Source organism: Ochrobactrum sp. BTU2 (genome assembly GCF_024539785.1).
GTDB classification, from domain to species: domain Bacteria; phylum Pseudomonadota; class Alphaproteobacteria; order Rhizobiales; family Rhizobiaceae; genus Brucella; species Brucella anthropi.
This window is the reverse complement of the sequence record NZ_JAHWRG010000004.1, coordinates 585,241-602,128: the sequence shown is the minus strand read 5'-3', so window position 1 is coordinate 602,128 and position 16,888 is coordinate 585,241. Positions and strand designations below refer to the sequence as shown.

Here is a 16,888-nt window from a genome sequence, read left to right as displayed (position 1 = left end):
AGATTTGTTTCGCCTCATTTAAGAGTTGTAGTTAAGCCGAGATTAAATACACGTATTTCGTGAAATTGATAAAATGTCGCAGGGGCGAATATGACCGAGAGTGAATTCATCGCGGAGATCATCCGATTGAAACAGGGCGACAAGGCGTTTCTGCTTTGGTGTGAAGATGAGGAGTACGGCCGTCGTCCGTGGCTCGCCGCCATCGGCAATAAGTCACCACATGTCGGCATCGGAGAGGCGCTAGCTTATGGAAATCAATACGTGGATTTCTGTGCCGAAGGGGCTACCCCGCTCGAAGCCATCGCAAATCTCCATGCCTTGCTCAAGGGAGCGGCGAAATGAATAAGACCGACACAACGACGGACTACAAAAAGATGCTCGCTGACATCAGAGAGAACCACCGTCGATGGCGCGAATGTCCGCGTCATCTGTACCGGGCATGGGACGCGAACAAACACAGGCTCGGTCAGAAGCACACCTGTCTCAATTGCGGATCGTCGAAGTCACTCACCGACATCGGTTGTTACATCGAGGGTTACCGGGCCGCAGGTGGCGATCCCAATGACATCATGCCGGGGTACGCATAAGAAGTGAAAAGGGACGCCGAAGCGCCCCTTTTTTCTAATTAGTTGCTGCCGGATATTCTCTGCCGGGCAGTTGTGAGGCGTTGGATTGCTTCACTCAATTCAACCAAACGTTCACGCTCAGCTTCCACGATTTCCGGCTTTGCATTTGCGACGAACTTCTCATTCGAGAGTTTATTCCCTACGCGCTCTATCTCCTGAGCGAGCTTGGTTAGTTCCTTGTTCAGGCGAGCGTCTTCTGCCTTGAGATCGATAAGGCTGCCGAGCGGGATGCAAATCGTGGTTTGATCCAACATTAGCTGTGCGGATGAGCCGGGGGCCTGTTCCGCGAAGGAAATGTCTTCAACGCGAGCCAGACGCTGGATTGCTGCCTCATGGCGCTCGAAGCGCTGTTCCACCAATGCATTTGCATCCAGTACCACAATAGGAGCCTTTGCGCTGGCGGGGACGTTCATTTCAGTGCGAACCGAACGAATGCCGGTGACGAGATCAACCAGCCAGTTGATGTCCGCTGCGGATTCCGCATCCTCGAAGGTGAGGGTCGGCCATTCTGCGAGCGCCAGCACGCTTTCACGCGGCTTGTCCTCGTTGGCTGTAAGCGACCACAGTTCTTCCGTCATGAACGGCATGAACGGATGCAGCATCTTGTAAATCTGATCCAGACAATATGCTGCGGTCCCCTGAGCTTCCGCCTTTGCGAACTCATCATCGCCCATGAAGATTGGCTTCAGGAGTTCGAGATACCAGTCACAGAACTGGTTCCAGACGAACTTATAGGCCGCTCCTGCAGCATCATTGAAACGATAGCCTTCAATGCCTTCGGTAACAGCGCGCGTCGCTTTGGTCAGTTCCGTGAGAATCCAGCGGTTGACGGGAAGTTCCGTCTCTTCTGGCCGGAAATTCGGATTGAGCTTCACGCCGTTCATTTGAGCGAAGCGGGTCGCATTCCAGAGCTTGGTGCCGAAATTGCGATAGCCAGCAATTCGAGCAGGGTCCAGCTTAACGTCGCGGCCCTGAGCGGCCATGATTGCAAGGGTGAAGCGGAGCGCGTCGGCGCCGTACTCGTCGATAAGCCCGAGCGGATCGATGACATTGCCCTTCGACTTCGACATCTTGGCGCCGTTCTTATCACGCACGAGGGCGTGCATGTAGACGGTGTGGAATGGGATTTCCTTCATGAAGTGAAGTCCCATCATCATCATGCGAGCGATCCAGAAGAAGATCAGGTCGAAGCCCGTAACCAGCACACTTGTCGGATAGTAAGTCGCGAGTTCTGGCGTCTTGTCCGGCCAGCCGAGCGTCGAGAAAGGCCATAGAGCAGAGGAAAACCACGTGTCGAGAACGTCGGTGTCGCGTTCCAGCGCAACATCTTCGCCATAGTGAGCACGCGCGGAAGCCTTTGCTTCCTCTTCGCTCTTTTCAACAAAGCAATGGCCATCGGGACCGTACCAGGCCGGAATCTGGTGTCCCCACCAAAGCTGGCGAGACACGCACCATGGCTGAATGTTTTCCATCCAGTCGAAGTAAGTCTTTTCCCAATTGGCCGGGATGATCTTGGTCTTGCCTTCGCGAACAGCCGCCATGGCCGGTTTCGCCAGTTCGGCTGCGTTCACGTACCACTGGTCAGTCAGATAAGGCTCGATTGGCACGCCGCCGCGGTCGCCGTGCGGAACCATGTGCGTATGGTCCTCGATCTTCTCAAGATACCCGTGCTCATCCATCAACTCCACGATGCGCTTGCGAGCCGCGAAACGATCCAGTCCGTCCAGATCATGGATCAGAGACTTCAATTGCGGACTCAGTTCGAGACCTTCAAGGAAGTCGGCATTATCCTTGATTGTGATCGACGCATCTGGTGTCAGAATGTTGATTGCACGCAGGTCGTTACGCTTGCCGACTTCGAAATCGTTGAAATCATGCGCAGGTGTGATTTTCACCGCACCGGAACCGGCTTCCGGATCTGCGTAATCGTCCGCGACAATCGGGATATGGCGACCGACAAGCGGAAGAACTACGTCGTTGCCGACCAGAGCGTGGTAGCGTTCGTCGTTCGGATTGACGGCGACGCCCGTGTCACCAAGCATTGTCTCAGGGCGTGTTGTGGCGACGACAATATAAGTGTGCGGGTTTTCCGGATCGAAAGGGACGTTTTCTAGCGGATAGCGGAAGTGCCAGAGGTGTCCCTTGGATTCCTTCGACTCGACTTCGATGTCGGAGATCGCGGTCAGAAGCTTCGGGTCCCAATTAACCAGCCGCTTGTCGCGGTACATTAGACCTTGCTTATAAAGTGTGACGAAGACTTCTAGAACAGCGCGAGATAGACCTTCGTCCATCGTGAAGCGTTCGCGGGACCAGTCGCAGGATGCACCGAGGCGGCGCAGCTGATTGGAGATCATGCCCCCAGACTCGGCCTTCCATTGCCAGATGCGTTCGATGAACTTCTCACGACCCATGACGTGGCGGTTTGGCTCCTGCCGTTCCGCCAACTGACGCTCGACGACCATCTGCGTTGCGATGCCAGCATGATCCATGCCGGGCTGCCACAGCACGTTCTTGCCACGCATGCGCTCGAAGCGGACCAGAATGTCCTGAATTGTGTTGTTAAGCGCGTGCCCCATATGCAGTGAGCCGGTGACATTCGGGGGAGGGATTACGACGGCAAACGGGTCCGCGCCGGGCTTCGCTCCTGCGCCAGCCTTGAATGCGTTGGCATCTTCCCATCGTTTAGCGATCTTCGGCTCAATCGCCTCGGCGTCGTATGTCTTCTCAAGCATGAAACTGTCCGGTGTGAAAAAGTATGGATAAGTTTGCACGCCTATTAACAATTAAAGCTACTAAAATCACTATCTAAGTCAGAGATTGGCTCCTCGCGGCGCTCAGTGGATGATCCCTCTTGACTCTCATGGGGAATGTTCTCTTTATGTTCTCATGCAGATTGAGACCCTCGGAGACGCTTTTACCCACAGCGCACGCATCACCATGTTTTGCAACCATGGGAAGCGCGACGGGATGTATTCGATACGCGAGTGTCAGTTCGAGGTCGAACTGGACTTGATGACGTTGTTGTGCACGCGCGGGCGAGCCATGCCGATTTCAATGCTGCGTGAACGTCTCAAATGCCCGCGCTGTGGCTCCCGTGAGGTGGTATTCGTCATGAAGTTTCCCGATCTGCCTAACGCACAGGCTGCCCGCATCGTCGGAGCACGACGCTAAAATTATCGATAATCACTTTTAAATTGACTTTCCTTCTATTATCACTTTTAAAGTGATTATGAATAAGGAGAACGTTATGCAGATTCGAGAAGGTGGGTATTACAAACAACGCAACGGAACAGTCCGCGGCCCGATGCAGATCGTAGAGGGTGAGGGGTTCACGATCGAGGAAACGAAAAGCGCCAATCCGAGGCCGATGCGATGGCGGCTGAATGGGCAGTATATGCCTAGGTCGGAAGAGCTAACTAACGAGAACGTCGATTTCGTCGAAGAACTGGCCGTGTTCCCGATGCCGGAATTGTCACCTCGCGACAATACGGTGGCGAACGACGAAGACGGCTACATCCTTGAGTTTGCTTCGGACTACTACGCCGACTCGGATGACGACGGGCTGTATCTCTTCACGCGCAGCCGCCTGCTCGACATGCTCAAGGTGCGCGACGGATACAACAAGCGCGTGGTGAGCCTGAACGTCTCTGTCGACACGACTGAAGCGCGGGACAAACTGAGCGAGGCGCTTGAGCAGATTGCCCTCGAACGCATCATGATCAGCCATCTGGCCCCACTCGTACCAGCACAGATCATTAACATCAGCCCGAGGAAGATTTACTCGCTCGCTGCCGGTCTGGCGCAGAGCATCACCGACAGCATCACTGTCCATGGTTTCGAGAACGACCGCGATGCCGCGACTGTTCTCGCGAACCAGAAGAAGACAATCGAGTCTGCCATCGCCGAACGCATGCTGAACTTCCTCAATATGGAAGGCGTTTCGACGTTCCACGACGGCGGTGTCGTCAAGGGGCCGCTAGAAGGTGCCATTCCGGCGATATTGAGCACTGAGACGACCATTTCTCGCGAAGACGCCAAGCGTTGGTCGAAGCTCGGCGTCGATATCAAGCCAAATAAAGCACCTGAACCAGACAATCGTCCGCGAACCTTTTGCCATGAAGAGCAGAGAAAGCGGGGATGGGTGACAGAGGTATTGGTCCGCGCCGACGACAGAGCGTCGGAAACGCTCCACCTCTGCAAGCCTGCACCTGCTCCGGTTCCGATGCCGGGTAGTGTCTGGTCGCACAAGAACGGCAACCGCTATGCCGTAGTGCTAATCAGCAACGCGGACAGCGAGCGGCAGGATAAGTACCCTGCCACCGTCGTCTACCGGAATGTGGAGAACGGCAAGGTCTACAACAGGAAACTCTCGGACTGGCATCGCTCCATGACAGAGATTGGGGCACCATCGTGAACGACAAGATTATCATCGCTCCAAAGGGTCGTCTCACATTCGGCGATCTGGTTCCACCGAAGCCGCGCAGCGTTATTGACGATCTGCTCGGCCCGAACCCGAGCGCCGACGCCAAGATGGTCTATCTGACCAATCCTCCGTCCGACTGTGCGGTAGAGTATAGGACTCACCACACAGTCGACGGCCTCACGGAAACGGTGCCCGCACGATATAAGTTTAGCGGAGCCGACGAACGTCATTTCCCCGATGTCGAGGACAATGCGATCCCGCTGGCGATGACTCGGGAGCCGACCTACCGCGCCGGGTTTAAATTGCGTCCGTATCAGGTGGAGGCCCTCGAACAGATCAAGGAGATAAGCACTCAGACCTATGAGCGCTACCAAAATGCCATAGATGAGATGATCGCCGTGCAGTTCCTCGTTCCGGCCCGGCATTTCGGCAAGACAGTCACCGCGACAACGGCTGCCGAGACTGCTCTCCGTGCGGAGGAAATGATGAGGAAGGTCAGGGGGTATGTCAACGACATCCGCGCCAACAAAACCCCCGCCAACATCGTCTATAGCAAATACGCCACCAAGCCCACGAGCGAACGCCTGTTCCCGTTCAGCCGTCATCGTTCGCATCGCATCGAGAAGAAGCTGATCAAGCGCTTCGGCGGTGTCTATCGACAGGAGCATACGATCTGGAGGATGGGCTACCTCATCATCGCTCATCCGTCTTTCCAGGCAGAGATTGAGGCGAAGCTTGCGAAGATCGCGGAGGCAGATTGAGCGATGGCCGTCTCCCGCGTCTACAACATGAAGCGCGACCAGATCGTCTGTGACGACTGCGGAGGCGTCCAACTTCGAGGCATGGCGACCAGGCACATATTCGGCGACACGCTGCGGCTGTGCGTCACCTGCGTCGAAATTCACGACAAGCACCCCGAGGTAGTCTCGGAACTCGAACGCAACACTTGGATGGATGAGCGCGAAGATGACTATTAATAGTGAGGCATCGGCATGAGCAAATTCCTTCTCACCGAAGAGATGGTGCTGATCTGCGCAAAGAGGGCCGTTCGACCGCACAGCATCTACATCAATGATGAAGTCAAACGGGAGCATTTGAGGCACGTAGCGGCTCGCGGCACAGGGCACCCGCCGAGTAGAGGCATGGTGTTGCGGCGGCTTCGCTCCCTCGCTGCAAAAGGCTTTCTCAGAGAGTCGGCCTTCCCTGACGGCAACTACGGCTACGAGTGGGCGATCAGAGAATCCATCAAGTACACCAGAGACAATCTCCCCGACGTGCTGGCTTTCACCGGGAAACATTCGAAATGGGGCGAATGGTTCTCTTCGTTCGAGGACTACCAGCGACATGTCGATGAGAACGGCTCTCGTTTCCTGATCGTCGGGGGCAACGGCACCCGAACCGCTGTGCCTGGCGACTGGATCATCAAACACCCTGACGGGTATTTTAGCATCGTCTGTTCGCAATCAATGACATCTTAGGGGGCGACGATGCCATCCGATAAAAGCAAAAACACCGAGTCACGTCGTCAACGGCAGGAGCGCATCCGCGCCGATCCTGAATTATACGCCCGTCATCTGGAACAGCAACGCCGACACAACGAGAAGCGTAAGGAGGCTCGGAAAGAGTATATGCGAGCGTACAACGCTTCGGAGAGGGGCAAGGAATCGGTCAAGCGATATAGGTCGACGGACGCCGCGAAAGAAGCGTGGTCTCGTTACAACAATTCGGAAAAGGGCAAGGCTCGCTGGCGAACTTACAATCGTTCCGAGCGTAGACGCGAACTTCGGAGATTATGGGCGAAGACTACGAAGACAAACTTGCCATTGGGTGAGTTCATGCAGCGTCAGTTGCAGGCAGAACCCCTTTATGTGCAGGCATCGAAGCTTGCCCCAAAATACCTCCCCAAAGACGTGCGGGAAGATTTTATCACAGAAGTCATCATCGCGGTTCTCGAAGGTAGCGTAACAATTGAAAACGTTTCGAAAAATATAACTCGTTTTATCCCCGCTCATCACAAAGACAGTTTCAAGACTGTCTCCATGGATCAGACGATAGCAGGCACCGATAATCTAAAGCTTTCGGACAAAATCGCCTCTGACGTCTTTCACTTTTGAATGGATATAACTTTTAAAGTTAGGATGGAGAATTGAAATGACCAAGCCGAAGATTTTCTGGGACCGTTTCTTCCCGAAATACGAGCAGATCGACCGCTACAACGAAGGCGGCGTGATCGACGGCGACGAGTTGGCAGCAACACTGATCGAATCCGTCGCGCCATACCGAGCCATCGACGATGATTGCCGGGATAAGCTCAAGGTCGATTTCGACAGGTTCGTCCTACAGGAAGCCGTTCTCGTCGAGGAACTCATGTTCCGAGAGACCCGGCTCATGGAAGTGCGTCGAAGCAAGATGGCAATCAAGGCCGCCCTCGATGCCCTCGCTCCTGAAAAGAAGGTCGCTGACGGTTACACCGGGGCTGCGTGATGAAGGGGTGGCATGAACTCAGCATTAAAGAGAAGCACAATGCTATCGAAAAGGTCTACGGAGAGGATGGCGGGAGCGCTTCTGCCATCGCCGCGCGCATCTCCCACGAGACAGGCTTTCAGGTGAGCCGAAACGCGGTCATCGGTTTCTACGCCAGACACCCGCACCTGCACACTTCGCATCCGTTCACAGGCATGCGCGTTGGCGCGGCGCTCAAAAGGACTGCGAAGGCTTTGCCGAACGGCCCACTTCGTCGATCCCCGCGGACAACGAAGCGCCTGTTCGGTGTCCTCGACCAGATCGGGCAACGCGAACCCGAGCCGCCGGCGAAAGTCGAGCCGACTGAGGCGGAACTCTATGACGCGACCGCACTGCGCCTGACTGTCCTCGAACTGAAAACTCGCCAGTGCAGGTATGCCGTCACCGAAGTTGGCCCACATCTGTTCTGCGGGCATCCGACCGAACCCGGCTCAAGTTGGTGCGATCATCATCACAATCGCATTAAACGACCGGCGCCGGAGATCGTCAAAAAGAAGAAGAGGAATCCTCGCTATGCGTGATCCGATCACATTCACTCCTATCATGAAGCAGATTGCGCAAGCTCTGTATGGGCATGGCGGCGAGATGACACCGAAGGAGATCGGTCAGAGCATTTTCCCGAAGATGACTGCCCAACAACTCACGGGCGCCTTGCGTGCGTTGCGTGTCAGCGGGTGGGCCGTCCGTCGGAAGGAAACCACGGGTCGCGAACAGTATGGGCATCGTTCCTTCCCGACGATCATCAGATGGTATCGCCTGACCGCCGAAGGCCGTCGTGCATGGTCAGACTATCTGATTGAAAGTCAGATGTACCGGAAGCGAACCGTCACCCGCGACATGCTGAATGGTCCCTGTGAACACGACTGGCTCAATCACTATAGTGTTGAGAACGGTGACCTGCCTGACGCCCGGTTGTGCCTTGCCTGCGGCGAGTACGAGCAACTTGTCCGTCCGACTCGATTCCCCGATCTGCGCGACCAACTGATCAACCAGAGCCTTCTCGGCCTCGACTCGGTCGAGCGTGCGTCGTGGCGTGAGCGCGCCTGGTCGAAGGTGCTGAGCGGCTGCCGCAACATCACCGATTTCATTTTCTTCCGTCACTAACCTTTAAGGTGAGAAAATAAATGGCGACTATACTTCGCACCAGAGTTTGGAAGCACAGAGAGACGCCCGAAGCGATCTGTATATCGCATCCGAATAAGCCACTGAAAACATTGTTCCTGCCTAAATCGGAACTTCGCGACATCTCCGAGTTCGGCCTGAAAAAGGGCTACGCGGACATTACGATACCGGACTGGCTGGCTGAAAAACACGATCTTTGATTATTGTATAATCACTTTTAAAGTGATAATAACGTTAGTAAGGAGAGCGTCATGACCAGTGAAGAAAAAATCGCAGAAGCTCGTGCCTTCATGGGCGAGGATCACCGCGCTAAGTTCGCCGAGAAAATTGATGGCGGCATTGCAGTTACAATGCAGGCCCCCGGCTACGACTCCCTTGCTCGTATCCTCGGCGAGGCGTTCGTTCAGTCAGCCTTCGGCAAGGGCAAAGAGCGCCACGCGAACGACCAGCCATTCGACGACCAACCGATTAATACGATCCCCAAGCTGCTTGGTGACGTCGGCATCGGTGGCCCAACCAATCAGGTCATCAAGAAGACGCAGGAAGCCGTGGGTATGTATCTGCGCGGCAAACACGACGCAGCAATCGCCGAGATGCTCGGCGTCATTGTCTACGCTGCGGGCACGATCCGCTTCATCGAAACAAGTATGAAGTCGAAATCACTTTAAAAGTTAGGAGTCGATAATGGCGCGCAGACGCGATGACGAAGACCTCGCCGGAAATGGCGATGACATGCGCGGGCATAACAGCGGTTCCTCTGGCGACGATATCACGTCGGATGCCTCGACAATCGCAGTCGGTCAGCTTCGAGCTTACATCGAACGCATCGAGCGTCTCGAAGAAGAGAAGCAGACTATCGCTGACGATATTAAAGAAGTTTATGCGGAATTGAAGGGTAGCGGGTTCGACTCGAAGACTGTTCGCCGTATAATCAAGGAACGTAAAAAAGAAGATCATGTGCGTCAGGAAGAAGAAGCAATGCTTCAACTTTACATGGACGCACTCGGCATGAGTTGAGTTCTGCCGATGTCGATCAAACTCAGCATGCCTCAAGCGATCATTCTTGATTCTCTTTCGAACGGCCCGATGCATGGCGTGAAAAAGACGCCTCCGGTGATGGTTCTCGTGAGCAAGAGGCTTGCTGAGTTCATCGGTCCTTCCACCCTCCAGATCACGGAAGCGGGTAGGCGTTTCCGAAAGGGAGAAAAATGAGCGATCAACTCGCCACTGAGCTTCGCCGCGCGATCAAGAACGGCCTCCTCCATATCAGTCTACATCGTCGATGGGATGGCAAAGTCTGGTGCGCTGGCTACCGGAACACTGACAACTCGAACGTCCAGTACAAGGAAGACCCTGATCCCGAGAAGGCGCTGATCACCGCGTTGCGGGCAGGCATCCGCGATGTGAAGGAGCATGCTCCGAGAATGGAGCCTCGGGCGAAAGCGCCTGCAAAACCAACGCGCCGTCGCGACATCGAGGATCTGGCATGAGTGATTTCCTGAAAGATTATCTGCCGTGGCTGCTTTCTGTGATCACCATCTACATGACGGTGCTCGCGGGGAATAGGTCGAGGCATGCGTGGCTCGTCGGTCTCGTCAATCAGGCCCTCTGGCTTGTCTGGATTATTTCGACTTCGGCCTGGGGACTACTCCCCATGAACGCAGCGTTGTGGATCGTTTATGCGCGCAACCATTTTAAATGGAAAGCGGCATGACCGAGTTCGAGAAGTTCTACAACGGCGATTTCCAAGCCGCCCTTGAGACTATCGAACCCGAGAAGGGTCTGTTCACTTGGGCTGATACTTGCATCACCGAATGCAGTTGGGATCGGAAGATGGCCTTCCTGCTTTGGAACGCACTCGGTCGCCCGGATGCCCGCATGGTCGATCTCGACTGGAACGATCTCCATCCAAGCTCGCGACAGAAAAAAGAAGCATCCGCGAAGCGCATATCGCGCCGCCGCGACATTGAGGACTTGGCATGATCCCTGTCATTATTGAATCACCGTTCGCCGGAAGGTCTGCCCATGAGCGCGAGCGCAACATCGGCTATGCCCGCCGTTGCATGCGCGATTGCCTGGAACGTGGGGAAGCGCCATTCGCATCACACCTGCTCTACACGCAGGAAGGTATTCTCAACGACGATATTCCAACGCAGCGCGCACTCGGGATTGAGGCGGGCTTGATGTGGGGGCAGTACGCCCTGAAGACGGTGGTCTATGTCGATCTCGGTATCAGCCAAGGCATGCAGCAGGGCATCATGTCTGCGCAGACGTTCAATCGCCCCATCGAGTATCGCCGATTGCTCGGTGAGATCGAATGACGGCGTGGGCTTATTACAACGAGTTCGATCCTCATGCCGCTGAGTGGTTGCGCAACCTTATCAAGAATGGGCTGATCGCCCCCGGAGAAGTCGATGGACGTGACATTAGAGAAGTGCAGCCCGACGATCTACGAGGCTTTACTCAGTGCCATTTTTTCGCTGGAATCGGCGTTTGGAGCTACTCGCTCCGGCGCGCAGGCTGGCCCGACAGCCGCCCCGTCTGGACAGGTTCATGCCCGTGCCAAGGGTTCTCATCATCGGGACTACAACGCGGCTTCGACGACGAGCGACATCTCTGGCCCGACTGGTATCGTCTCATTCGAGCCGAGCGGCCACCTGTCATATTCGGAGAGCAGGTCGCAAGCGCTCTCATCGTCGGCAGAGCGAACTATAAGGCAGGCGAGCATGGACCTTACGGACTCTATGGCTCGGATAGCGAAACGGAAAACCCGACAGCTTGGCTCGACCTTGTTCAAACTGATTTGGAAAGATCAGTTTACGCCGTGGGGGTCCAAGTTACCGCTGCTGCGGGCAGTGGGGCACCGCATATCCGTCAGCGCCTCTTCTTTGTTGGAGAACGGCTGGAACACGCCGCGAGCGACGGACGGGACGAACGGTGGTCCGAACCAAGCGGGGGGAGCCTTGTCAGCAGACGCGGCTTTGACCGGATGGGCAACGGCGAGCGCTCAGGACTGGAAGGACTCACCGGGCATGGCGACGGAGACGGCAGACGGTCGCGTGAGACTGGATCAGTTGCCACGTCAGGCGCATCTGGCCGGGTGGCCGACAACAACCTCAACGGACGCGACGCGCGGATCACCGGAGACGGACGACGCGAAGAAAGCCCGCGGGGCGAAGACCGGCACGTCGATGATCGACGCAGCGCATCTAGCGGCATGGCCGACTCCGATAGCGGAAGAGGCCAAGGCGGGGACGCATTGTGCGAACCAGACTACGGTGTCAATGGCATCGAGCCTAGCGGCATGGCCGACTCCTTGTCAGAAGGACGGAATAAGCGGGCCGGATTTGAAACGCCGCAACACGGGCGAACCGAACTCGGATGTCGTGACAATGGCCCACCTAACAGGCTGGCCGACGCCATCGGTAGACAACTTCCGCAGCAGATCGGGCGACCGGAAGGGGGAGATGAGGACAGACCAGATCGTCCGCACCTTGAACGAGGCACCGGGCGGCCCGGCCCGACTAACGGTTTCTGGGGAGATGTTGACTGGCTTTTCTGCCGGGATGGGAAGTGGAGGCCAGTTAGACCCGGCACACTCCCTCTGGTTGATGGGTCTACCTTTCGAGTGGATTCTGGCAGCCCCTACGAAGGCAAATCTCGCCAAGAACTCCTCAAAGGCGCGGGCAACGCCATCGTCTCGGAAGTCGCAATCGACTTTATCGAAACCTACGTCGAAGCCAGCGGGCGCTATATTGACGCCGATGACGAAATTGTTGTGTGCACTTAATCACTTTTAAAGTGACGAGCAAACTATTAAAGTGATAAGGAGGTTCTATGAAACGCTATAATGGGTGGAGGGCGTTCAATGAGCCAGCCACAGTTTGACCGAAATCCCCATCTTCGTGCCATCCGGCCAGAACTGGATAGCTGCGGTTTCCCGTGGTCAGTCTCGAACGGCAAGAAGCACGCGAAGGTATTCATCGGCGGCAAGCTCGCACTCGTGATCTCACACGGGGCAGGGGTTAGCTCGAATCCAAGAACAATAAAGAACGCCCGCGCGCATATTCGTCGGGCAGTGAAGGCATTATCATGATCGTACTATGTGAAGGGGATAGTCGCGAGGTCTTGCAAGGGATGATTGCTCGCGGAGAACAAGTCGACTCCGTCTGCTGCGATCCGCCATACGGACTGAAAAGCGTCGTCAAGCGGTTCGGCAAGGAAGGCTATAAGCCTGCGAAGTTCGGTCGCGATGGCGCATTCTCCCGCGCATCTGCCGGTTTCATGGGGCAGCAATGGGACGGCACCGGCATCGAGAACGACCCAGAGTTCTGGGGCCTCGTGTATCAGGTGCTCAAACCGGGCGGTTATATCGTCGCCTTCTCATCCAGTCGAACTTATCACCTCATGGCGACGGCTCTCGAAGTGGCAGGTTTCATCACACATCCGATGATCGGGTGGGTTTATGCCAGCGGCATGCCGAAGGCTCACAATGCTGCGATGGCGATTGACAAGGCTCTAGGTGCCAAAGGGGATCGCGTTGCGCGCGGCAATCCAGTGCGTCGGATTCGTCCCGCTGCCGACCAGAATAAGGACGGCACGTGGGAAAAGCTCGAAGACCGCGAGTATCAGCCGGGCGAATACGTTCCTGCCTCCGAGGAGGCTCAGGCGATGGACGGCTGGTATTATGGCGGTCAGGTCCGCAAGCCCGCGATGGAACCGATCTATGTCGGACAGAAGCCATTCTCGGAGAAAAACGGCGCGCTGAACATCCTGAAGCACGGGACCGGCGCCGTCAACATAGACGCTGTGCGCATACCGTCAGAAGGTGGCAAGCATCGCGAGGGCGAGGCGTCACAGACACGCGATTACCGTGACTCCGGTTCGACGAATTTCGCAATGAAGCCCGGCCCACGCGGCGGCGATCCGAAGGGTCGCTGGCCTGCCAATCTCATCCACGATGGATCTGCGGAAGTCGTTGCCCTGTTCCCAGAGAGCAAGGGTGCGAAGGCTCCCGTAAAAGGCACCGAGCCGTCTGAGCCGACGAAGGACATCTATGGCAAATTCGCCGGCCGTGTTCCCGGCACCTTCTACGGCGACCACTCTGGATCGGCTGCGCGCTTCTACGAGAGCTATCCGTTCGAAGGTATGCCGATCTTCTATCACCCGAAGGCCAACAAGCAGGATCGAGCCGGTTCGGGTCATCCGACGATCAAGCCCGTCGGTTTGATGCGGTCGCTCGTTCGGCACATCACGCCTATCGGCGGCATCGTCCTCGACCCATTCGCGGGCAGCGGTTCGACAGGGGAGGCGGCAGAACTTGAGGGTTTTAGTTGCGTCCTGATCGAGCGAGAGCAGACATATTGCCGCGACATACGCAGGCGCTTCGGAATTAGTGAGCCAGTTACTATTTCGATCACAGAGTATTTAAGCGCGTTAGGTTTTAGTGATCTCCGCGCGTGAGTGACCCCCGATGGGGAGGAAATGAAAGTGAAAGGGCGGATGGCCGCCGAAATTCACCAAGGCAACACATCGTTCTAGGAGTATCTACAGTGTGCATTTTGCAAAGGCATCGGGCGCTCGCATCGACTTTGAGTTTCATCTCAGTTGGTGACGATGGGACAGTCAAGTATTGGGCGCCTGCCCGTACTGAAGCGTGGGGTGTCGATTGTGCAGCGGGGCGCAAAGCTGCTGTTGAGCTAACCACCTACATTAAGGAAAGCCAGGATCAGAGAATTATGGCTTTGGTCACTTCGGCTATTGCTGCGGAGGAAAAACTGGCGGAAGGCGTTGAAGTGGGCTTCTTCACGGCTCTGTCGCAAATGGCAGTTCGCGGGCTATTCGGATGAGTCCTACTACCCGTACTCGATTGATCGTGCTCAAGGAGACGCTGGAAAGCTGGTATGTCTCCTTAGCACTGTTTTGTATTCAATTCGGGTCGGCGCTGTTGGTCGCGTTTTCATCATGGCGATGGTTTTCCGTCCCTCTGTTCGCATTAGCGGCTGCTGACGGTTTTCAGTTCATCCGCCGCTTTTCGATGTCAAAGCGAGCCAAATTACGCCAATCATCCCGCTTGTGAGAATGGCGATGGCGGTCATCAGAGATTGCTTCTTTACTGTAGCAACTGACTTCCGCCATTCGCGTAGATGTCGCATGTCCGCCTGCACTTCGATAGGGTCTTGGGTATCGATACCAAGTGTCAGAAGAGTCTGGCGGACTGCTTCTTTCGCAGCGTGCTCAGCCGTATCTTTGACCAGTTCTCGAATTTCTTCGTTGTTGATCATCTCGTTCTGGTCCCGCACAGTTCTTTCCACACAGCGTTTCTCGCCTTTGCTTGGCGAATGGTTTCGTCTGTATCCTTTTCCGACCACATGATCGGTTCGGCGTTATCACAGTAGATTCTAATCCCGGCGCTTGAATCCGTCGTCGTCGCGCAGCCGGCTAGGATCGGCAGTGAGAGAGCGATCACGAGCGGCCCGAGCGCGCTTAGCGATATGATCCGCATATTCCTTCTCCCTTTTGATGCGCTCCTGCCAACCATGCTGTTTTCCGCGACGGTAGGAGAGGGCGACGAGGAGCGATGTCCCGACTGCAAAGGCTGCGATGATCGCGCTGCGAACGCCGAAGGTGCGACTGACAAATATAAAAACAGTCAGCAGCGTGGCGGTTGCAGGGAAGGCCCACAACCACCATGGAACGTCATAGCCGAAGAAGTCGGAGAACACCGACATTACGGGGTAGGGGTTTCGAGTGCGGTGACGCGGGTTTTGAGGTCCGCTACATCGGCGAGCAGAGCATCAATGCGCGGATCGGCACCTCCACTGCCACCAGTCTGCAGGGCTTTTACCGCTTGGTCGATCTTCTCGAAGCCGTCGCGCACCGAGCGCTGCATTTGAACGTGGCCGGAGGTCCGGAGGGGGAGCTTCAGGTGTTCGGTTTCAACCTTCATGTCTCTATTCCTTAGTTGGTTGGTTAATTATGCGACGCCTTCATAGGTGCGCCGGGACTTGAGCCAGCCGTAGCCAGCCCAAAGGATACCTCCGACGATCAGCACAGCGCCGACCGTGTAGAGTCCGTTGGAGATGTGGTGGAAAATGCCGTCAGAAGCCCCGAGCTTGTCGGCGACATCGTTGATCTTGTCCGCCGCAGCGACGACACCTATGCCGCCGACGGTCCCAGTGCCGCCAGTGGTCGTCTCGGGGAGATTGATCATCGGCACGGCGCCGACCTTCTCGTCGATTGAGGAGCGGTAAAGGGAGAGGGTTTCCATGGTCTTCGGACCAGCAACGCCATCAGCTTCGAGTCCGTTGATGGTCTGGAAAGCCTTCACACCGTCGCGGGTAGCAGGTCCGAAATCACCATCGACGGTGACGCTGATACCGGCGCGCACTAGAAGCTGCTGCAATTCGCGAACGCGAGCGCCCTTCGAGCCGAGGCGCAGCATCGTGGTCGCACTACCCTTGGAGGTATTGACGACGTTGTTCGATGAGATGCGCGGATCTGCGAGTGCGGTCTTGTACGCGGCTGCGAGCTTCGTGTGGTAGCCGTTCTTGGCGTAGTTCGAGCCATTGTAGGCACGAGCGAACGCAGACCAGTCTCGACGTTGGATTTCGTCAATGAGGGAGTTCACTTTGATGAAGGCCAGCATGACTTCGACCTGCCCCTTGAAACCAGAGCAGCAGCGGTCGAACATCTTGAAAGGGGATGTGAAGCCGAGGGCCTGCCAGTGCGATCCCATGACCTGCCCGACACCCATGGAGATCGACGAGTACGCGGCGTCCTTGTCGATCTCCGCTGCTCGCTTCAGGAGGTCATAGCGTGCAGATTGGGTGGACGGATTTTTAACGGCACCGGCAGTCGGAGATGCGAGGCTCGCCTTGACGGCTTGATCACGCCTCGCGCCTTTGAGGAAACGATAGAAGTAATGCCCTTCCCACCGGATGACGGGCAAGCTTGTACCGGTCGCGAAGATCACACCATTACTCTCGACGGCGATGACCGCAGCCAAAGCAGCCACCTCTATTTCAAATGGCTTTGCGAGCGTCACGAGATCGCTAATTTGAGAGTCTGAGAGGCGCATGACCTGTTCCGTTCAAGATGCATGGAATCACTTTTAAAGTAATCCTACACTTTAAACGTTATTCAGTCAGCGCGCCTACAAGGGCAGTTAGCCGATCTGGCCGATGATCTGGCC

General features: G+C 56.0%; 27 protein-coding genes. 22 read left to right on the top strand and 5 right to left on the bottom strand.

The features are described from left to right. Positions 1-90: 90 nt before the first annotated feature. Positions 91-342: a hypothetical protein gene (locus KWJ32_RS15410; protein ID WP_256886086.1), complete on the top strand. Its 252-nt coding sequence runs from the start codon at positions 91-93 to the stop codon at positions 340-342. After that, positions 339-587 (top strand): hypothetical protein, encoded by a 249-nt coding sequence (locus tag KWJ32_RS15405; RefSeq protein WP_256886085.1) that lies wholly within the window; start codon positions 339-341, stop codon positions 585-587. The genes KWJ32_RS15410 and KWJ32_RS15405 overlap by 4 nt, the downstream gene beginning before the upstream one ends. A 38-nt stretch (positions 588-625) precedes the next feature. Here KWJ32_RS15405 and KWJ32_RS15400 read toward each other — a convergent pair whose 3' ends face one another. Beyond that, positions 626-3,358 carry a valine--tRNA ligase gene (locus KWJ32_RS15400; protein ID WP_256886084.1) on the bottom strand — a complete coding sequence of 911 codons (2,733 nt, stop codon included), beginning with the start codon at positions 3,356-3,358 and terminating at the stop codon, positions 626-628. Between the two features lie 235 nt (positions 3,359-3,593). On the opposite strand from KWJ32_RS15400, the gene KWJ32_RS15395 reads away from it, so the two are divergent. From KWJ32_RS15395 to KWJ32_RS15300, 20 genes are all read left to right on the top strand, one after another. Beyond that, positions 3,594-3,797 carry a hypothetical protein gene (locus KWJ32_RS15395; RefSeq protein ID WP_256886083.1) on the top strand — a complete coding sequence of 68 codons (204 nt, stop codon included), beginning with the start codon at positions 3,594-3,596 and terminating at the stop codon, positions 3,795-3,797. A 76-nt stretch (positions 3,798-3,873) separates the two neighbouring features. After that, the gene (locus KWJ32_RS15390) at positions 3,874-5,040 is read left to right on the top strand and encodes a hypothetical protein (RefSeq protein WP_256886082.1); all 1,167 of its coding nucleotides are present in this window, start codon (positions 3,874-3,876) and stop codon (positions 5,038-5,040) included. Continuing rightward, positions 5,037-5,810 (top strand): hypothetical protein, encoded by a 774-nt coding sequence (locus KWJ32_RS15385; protein ID WP_256886081.1) that lies wholly within the window; start codon positions 5,037-5,039, stop codon positions 5,808-5,810. Before KWJ32_RS15390 ends, KWJ32_RS15385 begins: the two co-directional genes overlap by 4 nt. 3 nt (positions 5,811-5,813) lie before the next feature. Then, positions 5,814-6,026 (top strand): hypothetical protein, encoded by a 213-nt coding sequence (locus KWJ32_RS15380; protein WP_256886080.1) that lies wholly within the window; start codon positions 5,814-5,816, stop codon positions 6,024-6,026. A 15-nt stretch (positions 6,027-6,041) separates the two neighbouring features. Beyond that, on the top strand, positions 6,042-6,527 hold the full coding sequence (locus KWJ32_RS15375; RefSeq protein WP_256886079.1) for a hypothetical protein: 486 nt from the start codon (positions 6,042-6,044) through the stop codon (positions 6,525-6,527). A gap of 9 nt (positions 6,528-6,536) precedes the next feature. After that, entirely contained in the window at positions 6,537-7,163 is a 627-nt protein-coding gene (locus KWJ32_RS15370) for a hypothetical protein (RefSeq protein ID WP_256886078.1), read from the top strand. A gap of 37 nt (positions 7,164-7,200) precedes the next feature. Further along, complete coding sequence (locus KWJ32_RS15365) at positions 7,201-7,533, top strand: hypothetical protein (protein WP_256886077.1); 333 nt, start codon at positions 7,201-7,203, stop codon at positions 7,531-7,533. Next, positions 7,533-8,093, top strand: a complete 561-nt coding sequence (locus tag KWJ32_RS15360; protein ID WP_256886076.1) for a GcrA family cell cycle regulator — start codon at positions 7,533-7,535, stop codon at positions 8,091-8,093. The genes KWJ32_RS15365 and KWJ32_RS15360 overlap by 1 nt, the downstream gene beginning before the upstream one ends. Continuing rightward, a complete protein-coding gene (locus KWJ32_RS15355) occupies positions 8,086-8,676 on the top strand; it encodes a hypothetical protein (RefSeq protein WP_256886075.1) in 591 nt (196 codons plus the stop codon). Before KWJ32_RS15360 ends, KWJ32_RS15355 begins: the two co-directional genes overlap by 8 nt. A 20-nt stretch (positions 8,677-8,696) precedes the next feature. Further along, the gene (locus tag KWJ32_RS15350; protein ID WP_256886074.1) at positions 8,697-8,894 is read left to right on the top strand and encodes a hypothetical protein; all 198 of its coding nucleotides are present in this window, start codon (positions 8,697-8,699) and stop codon (positions 8,892-8,894) included. Between the two features lie 51 nt (positions 8,895-8,945). Continuing rightward, on the top strand, positions 8,946-9,362 hold the full coding sequence (locus KWJ32_RS15345; RefSeq protein WP_256886073.1) for a hypothetical protein: 417 nt from the start codon (positions 8,946-8,948) through the stop codon (positions 9,360-9,362). A 64-nt stretch (positions 9,363-9,426) separates the two neighbouring features. Then, complete coding sequence (locus tag KWJ32_RS15340; protein ID WP_256886132.1) at positions 9,427-9,711, top strand: DUF2312 domain-containing protein; 285 nt, start codon at positions 9,427-9,429, stop codon at positions 9,709-9,711. A 9-nt stretch (positions 9,712-9,720) separates the two neighbouring features. Further along, positions 9,721-9,906 carry a hypothetical protein gene (locus KWJ32_RS15335; RefSeq protein WP_256886072.1) on the top strand — a complete coding sequence of 62 codons (186 nt, stop codon included), beginning with the start codon at positions 9,721-9,723 and terminating at the stop codon, positions 9,904-9,906. After that, positions 9,903-10,184, top strand: coding sequence for a hypothetical protein (locus KWJ32_RS15330; RefSeq protein WP_256886071.1), 282 nt, complete (start codon positions 9,903-9,905; stop codon positions 10,182-10,184). Before KWJ32_RS15335 ends, KWJ32_RS15330 begins: the two co-directional genes overlap by 4 nt. Beyond that, on the top strand, positions 10,181-10,408 hold the full coding sequence (locus tag KWJ32_RS15325) for a hypothetical protein (RefSeq protein ID WP_256886070.1): 228 nt from the start codon (positions 10,181-10,183) through the stop codon (positions 10,406-10,408). Before KWJ32_RS15330 ends, KWJ32_RS15325 begins: the two co-directional genes overlap by 4 nt. Beyond that, complete coding sequence (locus KWJ32_RS15320; protein WP_256886069.1) at positions 10,405-10,677, top strand: hypothetical protein; 273 nt, start codon at positions 10,405-10,407, stop codon at positions 10,675-10,677. The genes KWJ32_RS15325 and KWJ32_RS15320 overlap by 4 nt, the downstream gene beginning before the upstream one ends. Then, positions 10,674-11,015, top strand: coding sequence for a hypothetical protein (locus KWJ32_RS15315; RefSeq protein ID WP_256886068.1), 342 nt, complete (start codon positions 10,674-10,676; stop codon positions 11,013-11,015). Before KWJ32_RS15320 ends, KWJ32_RS15315 begins: the two co-directional genes overlap by 4 nt. Beyond that, complete coding sequence (locus tag KWJ32_RS15310) at positions 11,012-12,484, top strand: DNA cytosine methyltransferase (protein WP_256886067.1); 1,473 nt, start codon at positions 11,012-11,014, stop codon at positions 12,482-12,484. The genes KWJ32_RS15315 and KWJ32_RS15310 overlap by 4 nt, the downstream gene beginning before the upstream one ends. 78 nt (positions 12,485-12,562) lie before the next feature. Beyond that, on the top strand, positions 12,563-12,790 hold the full coding sequence (locus tag KWJ32_RS15305; RefSeq protein ID WP_256886066.1) for a hypothetical protein: 228 nt from the start codon (positions 12,563-12,565) through the stop codon (positions 12,788-12,790). Beyond that, positions 12,787-14,157: a site-specific DNA-methyltransferase gene (locus KWJ32_RS15300; protein ID WP_256886065.1), complete on the top strand. Its 1,371-nt coding sequence runs from the start codon at positions 12,787-12,789 to the stop codon at positions 14,155-14,157. Before KWJ32_RS15305 ends, KWJ32_RS15300 begins: the two co-directional genes overlap by 4 nt. 557 nt (positions 14,158-14,714) lie before the next feature. Here KWJ32_RS15300 and KWJ32_RS15295 read toward each other — a convergent pair. The 4 genes from KWJ32_RS15295 to KWJ32_RS15280 form a co-directional block, all read right to left on the bottom strand. After that, on the bottom strand, positions 14,715-14,978 hold the full coding sequence (locus KWJ32_RS15295) for a hypothetical protein (RefSeq protein ID WP_256886064.1): 264 nt from the start codon (positions 14,976-14,978) through the stop codon (positions 14,715-14,717). A 117-nt stretch (positions 14,979-15,095) separates the two neighbouring features. After that, the gene (locus tag KWJ32_RS15290; protein WP_256886063.1) at positions 15,096-15,425 is read right to left on the bottom strand and encodes a hypothetical protein; all 330 of its coding nucleotides are present in this window, start codon (positions 15,423-15,425) and stop codon (positions 15,096-15,098) included. Next, positions 15,425-15,643, bottom strand: coding sequence for a hypothetical protein (locus tag KWJ32_RS15285; protein ID WP_256886062.1), 219 nt, complete (start codon positions 15,641-15,643; stop codon positions 15,425-15,427). The genes KWJ32_RS15290 and KWJ32_RS15285 overlap by 1 nt, the downstream gene beginning before the upstream one ends. A gap of 27 nt (positions 15,644-15,670) precedes the next feature. After that, positions 15,671-16,774 (bottom strand): N-acetylmuramidase domain-containing protein, encoded by a 1,104-nt coding sequence (locus tag KWJ32_RS15280; RefSeq protein WP_256886061.1) that lies wholly within the window; start codon positions 16,772-16,774, stop codon positions 15,671-15,673. Between the last annotated feature and the right edge of the window lie 114 nt (positions 16,775-16,888).